Here is an 11,380-nt window from a genome sequence, read left to right as displayed (position 1 = left end):
ATGTTCGGCACACGCCAAGGTGACCACCCGGAGCCGCGAGAACGTCGCATTCCGACACCCCCAACCTGGGCGGTTTCGCAGTTGCCCCCTCGGTACGGGATAATGGGCCTGCATCTTCTGCACGAAAGGGGACATCTGATGGCAGCGATGAAGCCGAGGACCGGTGACGGGCCGATGGAGGCTGTCAAGGAGGGTCGACTCATCATCGTGCGGGTTCCGCTCGAAGGTGGAGGCCGCCTGGTGGTCTCGGTCAACGACGCCGAGGCCAAGGAACTCCACGACGCACTGGCAGAGGTCGTCTCCGCCTAGTCCGTCGACGCACCACGACGAGAGGCCCGGAGCGCGTACGCTCCGGGCCTCTCGTGTGCGTCGTGGCCGACGGAACCGGCAGACCGGGCCGCGACGTCCGTCGATCCAGGACGTCCATCGGATCAGGATGTCCGTCGGTCCAGGACGTCCGTCGGGTCAGGACGTCCGGCGGGTCAGGCCGAGACCTTCGTCATCTGCAGCAGCCCGTCCCCGGCGGGGGAGAGCGCACTCCGCACCGCGCCCGAGGTCGAGACCTCGGTGAGCAGCAGTCGGAAGTCCGTCGTCGCGCGGTCCCGACGCACCGGGTCCGCGACGCGACCGCGCCAGAGCGCGTGCGGCACGAGCACGGTGCCCCCGACGCGCGCGAGGCGGAGTCCGTGCTCCACGTACTCGATCACGTGCTCGGGGTCGGCGTCGACGAGGACGACGTCGTACGACGCCTCGTTCATCCGGGGCAGCACCTGGTTCGCCCGACCCGGGATGAGCCGGACGCGCGAGGGCGCCGTGCCGGCGGCGACGTAGGCGTCACGGGCGTACTGCTGGTGGTCGACCTCGACGTCGATCGTCGTGAGGGTCGCATCGGGCGCGCCGCGCAGCAGGTAGAGCCCCGAGACGCCGAGCCCGGTGCCGATCTCGATCATGCTCGTCGCGCGCGATGCCGCTGCGACCACGGCGATCTGGGCGCCGATCGCGGGGGAGACGGCTTCGACCCCGAGTTCGAGGGAGTGCTCTCGCGCTCGGGCGATCACCTCGGGCTCCGAGACGATGTCCTCGGCGAACTTCCAGTTCGACTCTTTCTCTGACACGCACACTCCGTTCGGGAGACAACTCTACGGGTGCGGCGCAGTGGGACGGGTTACGCTCGTTGCCGTGTCCATCGACTTCAACAAGATCCTGATCATCGGGATCATCGCGGTGCTGCTGCTCGGGCCGCAGCGCCTGCCGATGTACGCGCAGAAGCTCGCCGAGTTCGTCAAGGCGATCCGCCGGTTCGCGGACACCGCGAAGGACCGCATGCGCGAGGAGATGGGCCCCGAGTTCGACGACGTCGACTGGCAGAAGCTCGACCCCCGGCAGTACGACCCCCGTCGCATCATCCGCGACGCCCTGCTCGACTCCGGGGGCACCGCCGCCGGCAGCACGGCCGCGGTGGAGACCGCGCAGGTCACCGCGTCGAAGGTGCGTGCGACGGCGCCGGTGGTGCCGCTCGCCGAGGGCGAGCCGGCCCCCTTCGACACCGAGGCGACCTGACGCGGCTCCCGTCACGACACGACGGACGGGAGGCCCGGTGCCAGCTGGCACCGGGCCTCCCGTCCGTTCTCAATCACGCGTCGCGACGATCGTGAACGTCGTCGGGATCCGGTCGCGGTCCGGGGCGGGCCACACCCACGAACCGTGGCCGTCCTCCTCCATGTGCGGGCTGAACCGCCACGGCAGGGTGCGCCCCTCGTCCAGTCGGCGGAGACGCAGTCCGGCGCCGAGCAGGGCGTTGACGACCTCGGACAGCGGGTGCGGCCACTCGTACGTCCGGGTGTTCGCGACGGTGCCCTCGCCGACGTAGGTGCCCGCGTCCTCCCACTGCTGGGCCGTGCCGTCGGGGAAGTACCGGTGTCGCGTCGCGAGCTCCGGCGCGTCCTCGTCCAGGGCGTACATCGCGGGGTGTCCGTCGCGGATGAAGAACACCCCGCCCGGCCGGAGGAGCCCCGCGACCTGCGCGGCCCAGCGGTCGAGGTCCGGGAGCCAGCAGATCGTGCCGATGCTCGTGTAGACGACGTCGAAGTCGCCCGCGACGGCCGCGCGGGCGTCGAGGACGTCGGTCTCCACCCACGTGACGTCGAGGCCGAGCCGGTCGGCCAGGGCCGCTGCCGACGCGAGCGCCGGTGCCGAGAAGTCGACCCCGGTGAGGCGTGCACCCTCGCGGGCCAGCGAGACCGTGTCGGTGCCGATGTGGCACTGCAGGTGGCAGACGTCGAGCCCCGCGAGCGTGCCGCCGGGCAGCCACGGTGTGAGCGCGGGCAGGTCGTCGCGCACGACGTCCGACCGGTGTGCCGGGTCGTCGAGCGCGGCGACGTCGTACGCGCCCTCGTGGATGGGGACCCGGTCGTCCCAGTTCGCGCGGTTCGTCGCGCGGGCGGCGTCCCAGTCGACGCTGACGTGGTCGGAGCTGTCCATGCGGCCACGCTAGCGGGCGCGTCGGCCCGTGCGCGACGATCGCTCAGGACAGACTGAGTCCGAGCTTCCGTCCGGCCAGGCCCCGTCCCATCGTGGTGATGGTCTCGGCGACGGACCGCAGGGCGACCGCGGCGGGGTCCTCCGGGGCGCCGAGCACGACGGGGACGCCGGCGTCGCCGCCCTCCCGGAGCGGGACCGACAGGGGCACGCGGCCGAGCACCGGCACGGGGACGTCCTGCCCCCGGGAGAGCCGAGCGGCGGTCTCGTCGCCGCCGCCCTCGCCGAACAGGTGCAGGACACTGCCGTCGGGCTGCACGAGCCCGGCCATGTTCTCGACCACACCGATGACCTTCTGCCCGGTCTGCCGTGCGACGACCCCGCTCCGCTCGGCGACGTCGGCGGCCGCGGCCTGGGGCGTCGTGACGACGAGCACCTCGGCGTGGGGGAGCAGCTGCCCGACCGAGATCGCCACGTCGCCGGTGCCGGGCGGCAGGTCGAGCAGGAGCACGTCGAGGTCGCCGAACCAGACGTCGGTCAGGAACTGCGAGACCGTGCGGTGCAGCATCGGTCCACGCCAGGACACCGCGGTCGAGACGTCGTCGACGAACATGCCGATCGAGACGACCTTCACCTCGTGGGCGACCGGCGGCAGGATCATGTTGTCGACGCGGGTCGGCCGGGGTGCGACGCCGTGCTCGTCGGTCAACCCCATCAGGCCGGGCACGCTGAAGCCGTGCACGTCGACGTCGACGATGCCGACCCGCTGACCGGCCGCTGCGAGCGCGACGGCCAGGTTGACGGTGACCGTCGACTTCCCGACCCCGCCCTTGCCGCTCGTGACGGCGATCACGCGGGTCAGGGAGTCCGGGGTGAACTGCACGCCGCGCGGCCGGCCGGCACGGAGGCGTTCGGTGAGGGCGGCGCGGGTCGCCGGGCTCATCACGTCGACGTCGACGTCGACGTGGTGCACGCCGTCCACGGAACCGGCGGCCGACCGCACGTCGCGCTCGATGGTGTCGGCGGCGGGGCACCCGACGATCGTGAGCTGCAGGTCGACCCGCACCGAGCCTCCCGGCCGGACGTCGACCCCGCGGATCATGTCGAGTTCCGTGACGGGGCGGCGGATCTCGGGGTCGATCACGCGACCGAGCGCAGCGAGGACCGCGGCGCCGAGCTGCTCGTCGGGCGTCGCTGCGGTGCCGTCAGCCACGCGTGCTCGTCGCTCCCTCACCGTCGTCGACGGAGTCGGCGCGCAGCGCTGCCTCCTCGGCGTCCCGCCGGTCGAGCTCCTCGAGCAGCGACCGGATCTCGGCGCGGATGAAGTCCTTCGACGCCATCTCCCGCATCGCCAGACGGAGGGCGACGACCTCGCGGGCCAGGTACTCGGTGTCGGCGAGGTTGCGCTCGGCGCGCTGGCGGTCCTGCTCGAACTGCACGCGGTCGCGGTCGTCCTGCCGGTTCTGCGCGAGCAGGATGAGCGGTGCCGCGTAGGAGGCCTGCAGTGAGAGCACCAGGGTGAGCGCGGTGAAGCCGATCGCAGCCGAGTCGAACTGCAGCGGCTTCGGCGCCAGGGTGTTGTAGCCCATCCACAGGGCACAGAAGAGCGTCAGACCGACCAGGAACCAGGGCGTCCCCATGCCGCGGGCGATGCCCTCGGTCGCACGACCGAAGGTGTCGCCACGACCACGGCGGCGGGTCGGGAGCACGCGTGTGCGCATGCCCTTCGGCGAGTCGAGTCGCCCCTGGCGGTTGTCATCCGTTCGGGCCACGGGTGGTCCTCCTCCCCGTCGTCACGGGCGTCTTGCGCTGGCGTTGGCGGAGTCGCGAGGGGGCATCCCCCTCGCCGTGACTTCGCCAGTCGTCCGGCAGGACGTGGTCGAGGACATCGTCGATCGTCACCACCCCGACCAGACGGTGGGCGTCGTCGACCACGGGGACGGACACGAGGTTGTAGGTCGCCATCACGCGCGTGACCTCGGCAGCGCTCGCGTCGACGCGGACCGGCTCGGTCTGCTGGTCGATGAGCGTGCCGAGGCGCTCGTTCGGCGGGTACCGGAGCATGCGCTGGAAGTGCACGAGCCCGAGGAACCGACCGGTCGGCGGTTCGTAGGGCGGCAGCACCACGCACACGCTCGCGCCGAGCGCCGGGGCGAGCTCGTGCCGGCGGATGAGCGCCAGCCCCTCGGCCACGGTCGCGTCCGCGGAGACGATGACGGGTTCGGTGGTCATGAGACCACCCGCGGTGTCCGGCTCGTACTCGAGGAGCATGCGGACGTCCTGCGCCTCCTCCGGCTCCATGAGCTGCAGCAGCGCCTCGCTCCGGTCGTCGGGGAACTGCGCGAGCACGTCTGCGGCGTCGTCGGGCTGCATCTGGTCGAGGACGTCGGCTGCGCGGGCGTCCTCGAGCCGGGTCAGGATCTCGATGCGCTCCTGGTCGGGCATCTCCTCGAGCACGTCGGCGAGCCGGTCGTCGGGGAGCTCCTCGGCGACCTCGAACCGGCGCTCCTCGGGCAGGTCGAGCAGCGTCGACGCCAGGTCGGCCGGGACCAGGTCGGAGTAGGCGGCGATGACGTGCTCGGCGGACTGGGCCTCGCCGGGGAGCTCGTCCTCGGTGACCTCGTTCCACGTGGCGAAGGTCGTCGGGCCCTTGCCGAACGGCGACGGGGTCGTCTTCGGCTTGCGGAGGAAGAGCTGCGACACCTCCCAGTCGCCCTGTCCGCGGTCCTCGATCGCGACGTCCTCGATCGTGGCGCGGATGCGGTCGCGCGTCAGCAGGACCTTGCGGCCGAGCATCTCCGCGATGACGCGCACCTCACCCCCGCGCTGCTCGAAGCGACGCATGTTGACGATGCCGGTGGTGATGACCTGACCGGCGCCGATCGACGTGACGCGGCCGATGCTGAGGAAGATGCGGCGCTTGCCGGGCACCTCGACGATGAGCCCGACGACGTGCGGGGCGTCGACGCGGCGGTACACGACCAGGACGTCCCGGACGCGACCGACGCGGTCGCCCGCGGGGTCGAAGACGGAGCACCCGGCGAGGCGGGCGACGAAGACCTTCGTGGCGCTCACCCGTCCAGCGTAGTCGCTGCCGCGCGGGCCGGGGACGAGCGCACCCTGCGCACACCGAGGGGACGTGCGGCTCGGTGCACCAGCCGCTGCGCCCCTGCCCCGGAGGTTCCCGGGAGGCGCACGTGTGATCGCAAGGTGCCCGGTGGATGATGGCTGGGTGAGCAACCAGAGCCCGTTCGCCGGACGCACCGCCCAGGCCTTCCCGACGCTGCCGCGTGGGGACGTCCTCGGCACCTACGACAGCTACCCCGATGCCCAGCGCGTCGTCGCGAAGCTCGCCGAGGCGGACTTCCCCGTCGCCAAGATCTCGATCGTCGGCAACGACCTGAAGACCGTCGAGCGCGTCACCGGGAAGATGACCTACGGCCGTGCGGCCATCGCGGGCGCGCTCTCCGGTCTCTGGCTCGGCATCTTCTTCGGCATCGTCCTGACGCTGTTCTCACCGACCGCGGGCGGGCTGATCATCGCCGCGGCGATCATCGGTGCCGCGTTCGGCATGCTGTACGGCATCGTCTCGTTCGCGATCACGAAGCGGCAGCGGGACTTCACGAGCGTGCACCAGGTGCTCGCCACGAACTACCAGATCGTCGTCGACCCGCAGCTCACCGGCCAGGCGCAGCGGATCCTCGGCCAGCACGGCGCGACGCCGTCGACGCACTGGAACGACGCTCCGCAGCCGGGCGCGCCGGGTTCGCAGGCCCGTCCGTCCCAGGGCCAGGAGCCGTGGCGTCCGGGCCCCCAGCAGGGCTCGCCCTACGGTGGGCACGCGACGCCGCACCAGCCGCAGCAGCACCGGCCTGGAGGCCCGCAGCAGTCCGGCCCGTCGGCCGCCGGTCCGCGGTACGGGACCAACGACGGCCCGCGGTACGGGACGAACGACGGCCCCCGGTACGGCGAGACCCCGCAGACGGCGCAGCAGCCGGCGCCGACGTCGGACCCGCGTGTCCCGCAGTCACGACCGGGCCAGCCCCCGCAGTACGGGGAGCGCGTCGACGGAGCCGGCGGCCGCCCCGCCGGTGCGGACCAGCGACCCGGCTCGGCACCCGACGACCGCCGCGACGGCGAGCGCGGCTGACGGAGGGACCGAACCGCAGGACGCCCGCGTCGACGATCGTCGACGCGGGCGTCCTGCGTTGCGGCGCGTGACCGGTCAGGGCTCCGGTCACGGGTCGCCGGTCAGGGCTCGGTGGTCAGAGCACCTTCGAGTAGCACATCGACCGCGCCGCTCCGACGTACGGCCCGAACTGCGCGATGCGGCGGAAGCCCTCGCGCTCGTAGAACCCGATCGCGCGCTTCTGCTCGTCGCCGGTCTCGAGCACGAGCGCCGGGGAACCCAGGTCGATCGCGGCCTCCTCGAGGCGACGGAGGATCGCGCTCGAGACACCGGCCCCGCGGGACTCCGGCCGCACGTACATCCGCTTCACCTCGGCGATGCCGTCCTGCACCAGGCGCAGGCCACCGCAGCCGAGGGGCGTGCCGTCCTCGTCGCGGGCCAGGAAGAAGACCGCGATCGAGTCGGCCGTCGGCTTCTCGCCCGGTTCGGTGTCCCCGCCGTAGGCCCGGTCGATCTCCAGACGCTGAGCGGCACGGAGCCGCTGTGCGTCGGGCGAGTCGAAGTGCTCGACGTCGATCACCAGCCCGCGCGGCGCGATCGGGCCGTCGGTCGGGGCGGACGTCGTGCTGGGGGAGGCGTCGGGCATCGTCACCCGCTCAGGCTAGCGGCCGGTGCGGGCGATCCACCCCTCCACTTCCGAGGGGGTCCGGGGGATGCCGACCGACAGGTTCTCGGCGCCGTCCTCGGTCACCAGGACGTCGTCCTCGATCCGGACGCCGATGCCGCGGAACTCCTCGGGCACGGTCAGGTCGTCCTGCTGGAAGTACAGGCCGGGCTCGATCGTGAACACCATGCCCGCCTGCACGACGCCGTCGATGTACATCTCGCGACGGGCCTTCGCGCAGTCGTGGACGTCGAGCCCGAGGTGGTGGCTCGTCCCGTGCACCATGTAGCGGCGGTGGAACTGGTTGTCCGGCTGCAGCGACTCCTCGGCCGTACCGGGCAGGAAGCCCCACTCGGCGGTCTTCTTCGCGATGACCTCCATCGCGGTCGCGTGCACCTCGCGGAAGGTGATGCCCGGCTTCACGATCGCGAACGCGGCGTCGGCGGCTTCGAGCACGGCCTCGTAGACCATGCGCTGCACGTCGGTGAAGGTGCCCGACACGGGGAGCGTCCGGGTGATGTCGGCGGTGTAGAACGAGTCGACCTCGACGCCGGCGTCGATCAGGATCAGGTCGCCCGGCTGCACCGCGCCGTCGTTGCGGGTCCAGTGCAGGATGCACGCGTGGTGGCCGGACGCGGCGATCGTGTCGTAGCCGACCGTGTTGCCGTCGGCCCGTGCGCGACGGTTGAACGTGCCCTCGACGATGCGCTCGCCGCGAGGGTGCGCGAGCACGGCGTCGAAGTCGGCGATGACGTCGTCGAAGCCCGACCCCGTGGCCTCGACGGCCTTCCGGAGCTCGCGCACCTCGTACGCGTCCTTGACCAGCCGGAGCTCGGACAGGTCACGGGAGAGCACGTCCTCGGTCGCCGGGGCCCCGTCCACGGCGTCCGCACCGCCGACCGTCGTGCCGAGTCGGGTGTCGAGGGCGCGCGTCAGCTCGGCGTCGGCATCGCGGACGAGCAGGACGGATGCGTCGAGGCCGTCGGCCACCCCGGCGAAGGCGCCGAGGTCGGCCGTCGCGAGACCCAGGTCGGCGGCGACCTCGTCGAGCGAGGGGCGGGGCCCGACCCAGAACTCACCGATCTCGGGGTTCGCGTAGAACTCCTCGGAGTCACGGCCGGCCGTGGCGCGGAAGTACAGCGTGGCGTCGTGACCGGACCCGTTCGGGGTCATCACCAGGACGGAGCCGACGACCGTGTCGGTGCCCCAGCCGGTCAGGTGCGCGAAGGTCGAGTGCGGACGGAACGGGTAGTCGCAGTCGTTCGACCGCACCTTCGCCTGACCCGCGGGGACGACGATCGTGCGTCCGGGGTGCAGCTCCGAGATGCGAGCACGTCGCTCCGCCGCGAAGGGCGACTGCTCGCGCGGCTCGGGGGTGGGACGCTCCCGGTCCGCCCACTGCGACGCGATGTGGTCCTTGAAGGTCGAGGACCCGGGGGTGGTGGATCGGTTGCTCGTCGCGCGAGGAGTGGTGTCGGCCATGTCACCCATCATCGCACCGAGCTGACCCTCCGGCCTGAGCGGCTGTTCACCTGTCGGTAGCATGGTCGACGTGCCCGATCCGTTCATCGACCTGCACGCCCACTCGAGCGTGTCCGACGGCACCGAGCGGCCGGCGGAGCTCGTCGCTGCCGCCGCTGCTGCCGGCCTCGACGGCGTCGCCCTGACGGACCACGACACGACGGCCGGCTGGGACGAGGCGACCGCCGCCGTCCGCGACCGCCCGATGTCGCTGCTCCCCGGCCTCGAGCTGAGCACCCGCGTCGGCCACCGGAGCGTGCACGTGCTCGGCTACCTGGTCGACCCGACCGACGAGGCCCTGGTCGCGGAGACCGCCCGGATCCGCGACGGCCGGTTCGCGCGGGCACGGCGCATGGTCGAGCGCATCGGTCGCGACCACCCGATCACGTGGGACGACGTCCTCGCCCAGGCGCGCGACGGCGCCACCATCGGTCGCCCGCACATCGCCGACGCCCTGGTCGCCCGGGGGCTCGAGCCGGATCGCAGCGCGGCGTTCCGCGGGATCCTGCACCCGGCCTCCGGCTACTACGAACCGCACGAGGCGCCGACGCCCCTGCGCGGCGTCGAGCTCATCCGCGGCGCCGGTGGCGTGCCGGTGATCGCGCACCCGGCGGCGTCCTCGCGCGGGATCGTGATCGACGAGCCCATGCTGCGCGACCTCGTCGACGCCGGCCTCGGCGGGCTCGAGGTCGACCACCGCGAGAACCTCGCTCACGGCAAGCGGACGCTGCTCGACTGGGCCGGTCGCTACGACCTGTTCGTCACCGGCTCGAGCGACTACCACGGCACCGGCAAGCCGAACCGGTTCGGCGAGCACCGGACCGCGCGGCACTCCTTCGACGCCATCGTCGACCAGGCCACCGGCAGCGACCCGGTGCACGGAGCGGGCTCCCGCCTGGCCTGACGTCCGCCCCTGTCGGGGTCCCCGGCGGGCAGGCACGCGGACGTGACGAAGGCCCCGTCACGTGGGTGACGGGGCCTTCGGACGGGAGGCGCTACTCGCCCTCGCCGGTGCCCTGCGGTGCCGAGGTGGTCGCCTCGGCGGAACCGCTGCGGCGACGACGACGGCGACGGCGCTTCGCGGCCCCGTCGGTGGTCGAGCCCTCGCCGGCGGGCTGCGCGGCGTCAGGACCCGTGGAGTCGGCGGCCGGAGCCGACGTGACGGCGTCGGACGAGCCTCCCGACCGGGTGCGCGAGCGCGGACGCGAGCCGCCCTGGCGGTCACCGCTGCGCTCGGAGCCGCGACGGTCACCGGTCCGCTGCGTGCCACGGCCGGCGGAGGAACCTGCCTCGGCCGCGTGCGAGGGCGCACCGGGCAGGCGGCCCTTCGTCCCGGCGGGGATGTCGAGGTCGGCGAACAGGTGCGGCGACGACGAGTAGGTCTCGACGGGCTCGGGGATGCCGAACTCGAGGGCCTTGTCGATGAGCGTCCACTTGTGGAGGTCGTCCCAGTCCACGAAGGTGACCGCGATGCCCGTCTTGCCGGCACGACCGGTGCGGCCGGCGCGGTGCAGGTAGGTGTCCGGGTCGTCCGGGATCGTGTGGTTGATGACGTGCGTGACGTCGTCCACGTCGATGCCGCGCGCCGCGACGTCGGTCGCGATCAGCACGTCGCGCTTGCCGGCCTTGAACGCCGCCATCGCGCGCTCGCGCTGCTCCTGGTTGAGGTCGCCGTGGACGGCGGCAGCGTTGAAGCCACGGTCCTTCAGTTCCTCGACGAGCTTCGCGGCGGCGCGCTTCGTGCGCGTGAAGATCACGGTCTTGCCGCGGCCCTCGGCCTGCAGGATGCGGGCGATGACCTCGTCCTTGTCGAGCGAGTGCGCGCGGTAGATGACGTGCTTGATGTTCGCCTGCGTCAGGCCCTCGTCGGGGTCCGTCGCGCGGATGTGCACCGGGCGCGTCATGAACCGGCGGGCCAGCGCCACGATCGGAGCCGGCATCGTCGCCGAGAAGAGCATGGTGTGGCGCACCGCGGGGACGGCCTGGAAGATGCGCTCGATGTCCGACAGGAAGCCGAGGTCGAGCATGCGGTCTGCTTCGTCGAGCACGACCTCCTGCACCTTCGACAGGTCGAGCAGGCGCTGGCGCTGCAGGTCGATGAGGCGACCGGGCGTGCCGACGACGATCTGCGCGCCGGCCTTGAGCTGCTCGATCTGGCCCTCGTACGCCTTGCCGCCGTAGATCGACACGATCGTGGTCGACCGGTTCGAGGTGGCGAGCTCGAGGTCCTCGGTCACCTGGACCGCGAGCTCGCGGGTCGGGACGACGACGAGCGCCTTCACGCCGTGCTCCGGGTCGGCGCCGAGACGCTGGATCAGCGGCAGGCCGAAGCCGAAGGTCTTGCCGGTACCCGTCTTGGCCTGGCCGATGATGTCCTGGCCGGTGAGGGCGAGCGGGATCGTCTGCTGCTGGATCGGGAAGGGCTCGGCGATGCCCTTCGTCGCGAGCGCGTCGACGATGTCCTGCTCGATGTTGAGGTCTGCGAAAGTCAAAGAATCACCTTAGTCCTGGTGGAAGTCCAGGCCAGTCTACCGACGGCGGGCGAGGACAGCGCCCGCCGGGCGGGAGTGGTGCCCGCGGCCCGTATG

Annotated in this window: 12 protein-coding genes; 4 read left to right on the top strand and 8 right to left on the bottom strand. The window is 72.2% G+C overall.

The window, feature by feature from the left end; all coding sequences use genetic code 11:
- Nucleotides 1-138: 138 nt before the first annotated feature.
- On the top strand, nt 139-309 hold the full coding sequence (locus ACIQFY_RS08875; protein ID WP_017887054.1) for a DUF3117 domain-containing protein: 171 nt from the start codon (nt 139-141) through the stop codon (nt 307-309).
- Nucleotides 310-482: 173 nt separating this feature from the next.
- On the opposite strand, the gene ACIQFY_RS08870 is transcribed toward ACIQFY_RS08875, so the two are convergent.
- Nucleotides 483-1,115: an O-methyltransferase gene (locus tag ACIQFY_RS08870; protein ID WP_066652851.1), complete on the bottom strand. Its 633-nt coding sequence runs from the start codon at nt 1,113-1,115 to the stop codon at nt 483-485.
- 64 nt (nt 1,116-1,179) lie between these two features.
- Between ACIQFY_RS08870 and ACIQFY_RS08865 the strand changes: the two genes are divergently transcribed.
- Nucleotides 1,180-1,560: a twin-arginine translocase TatA/TatE family subunit gene (locus tag ACIQFY_RS08865; protein WP_066652853.1), complete on the top strand. Its 381-nt coding sequence runs from the start codon at nt 1,180-1,182 to the stop codon at nt 1,558-1,560.
- Between the two features lie 69 nt (nt 1,561-1,629).
- Here the strand turns inward: ACIQFY_RS08865 and ACIQFY_RS08860 are convergent, their stop codons facing one another.
- The 4 genes from ACIQFY_RS08860 to ACIQFY_RS08845 are packed head-to-tail and all read right to left on the bottom strand — an operon-like array spanning nt 1,630 to nt 5,553.
- Entirely contained in the window at nt 1,630-2,481 is an 852-nt protein-coding gene (locus ACIQFY_RS08860; protein ID WP_400339466.1) for a class I SAM-dependent methyltransferase, read from the bottom strand.
- A 43-nt stretch (nt 2,482-2,524) separates the two neighbouring features.
- Nucleotides 2,525-3,691, bottom strand: coding sequence for a P-loop NTPase (locus ACIQFY_RS08855; protein ID WP_400339463.1), 1,167 nt, complete (start codon nt 3,689-3,691; stop codon nt 2,525-2,527).
- Nucleotides 3,684-4,199, bottom strand: coding sequence for a DUF1003 domain-containing protein (locus tag ACIQFY_RS08850; RefSeq protein WP_285844494.1), 516 nt, complete (start codon nt 4,197-4,199; stop codon nt 3,684-3,686). The genes ACIQFY_RS08855 and ACIQFY_RS08850 overlap by 8 nt, the downstream gene beginning before the upstream one ends.
- A gap of 34 nt (nt 4,200-4,233) precedes the next feature.
- Nucleotides 4,234-5,553, bottom strand: a complete 1,320-nt coding sequence (locus ACIQFY_RS08845; RefSeq protein ID WP_066652860.1) for a magnesium transporter MgtE N-terminal domain-containing protein — start codon at nt 5,551-5,553, stop codon at nt 4,234-4,236.
- 157 nt (nt 5,554-5,710) lie between these two features.
- Here ACIQFY_RS08845 and ACIQFY_RS08840 point away from each other — a divergent pair, with 157 nt between their 5' ends.
- Nucleotides 5,711-6,628, top strand: a complete 918-nt coding sequence (locus tag ACIQFY_RS08840) for a general stress protein (RefSeq protein ID WP_400339461.1) — start codon at nt 5,711-5,713, stop codon at nt 6,626-6,628.
- A 115-nt stretch (nt 6,629-6,743) separates the two neighbouring features.
- Here the strand turns inward: ACIQFY_RS08840 and ACIQFY_RS08835 are convergent, their stop codons facing one another.
- A complete protein-coding gene (locus ACIQFY_RS08835) occupies nt 6,744-7,253 on the bottom strand; it encodes a GNAT family N-acetyltransferase (protein ID WP_081985226.1) in 510 nt (169 codons plus the stop codon).
- 15 nt (nt 7,254-7,268) lie between these two features.
- Entirely contained in the window at nt 7,269-8,753 is a 1,485-nt protein-coding gene (locus ACIQFY_RS08830; protein ID WP_209683626.1) for an aminopeptidase P family protein, read from the bottom strand.
- Nucleotides 8,754-8,823: 70 nt separating this feature from the next.
- Here ACIQFY_RS08830 and ACIQFY_RS08825 point away from each other — a divergent pair, with 70 nt between their 5' ends.
- Nucleotides 8,824-9,696, top strand: a complete 873-nt coding sequence (locus tag ACIQFY_RS08825) for a PHP domain-containing protein (protein ID WP_311205946.1) — start codon at nt 8,824-8,826, stop codon at nt 9,694-9,696.
- Between the two features lie 91 nt (nt 9,697-9,787).
- On the opposite strand, the gene ACIQFY_RS08820 is transcribed toward ACIQFY_RS08825, so the two are convergent.
- On the bottom strand, nt 9,788-11,284 hold the full coding sequence (locus tag ACIQFY_RS08820) for a DEAD/DEAH box helicase (RefSeq protein ID WP_400339456.1): 1,497 nt from the start codon (nt 11,282-11,284) through the stop codon (nt 9,788-9,790).
- Nucleotides 11,285-11,380 lie beyond the last annotated feature (96 nt).

This window comes from Curtobacterium sp. NPDC092190, from assembly GCF_044755625.1.
Lineage (GTDB): Bacteria > Actinomycetota > Actinomycetes > Actinomycetales > Microbacteriaceae > Curtobacterium.
The sequence above is the reverse complement of the archived record's forward strand: the minus strand, read 5'-3'. Positions and strand labels throughout refer to the sequence as shown.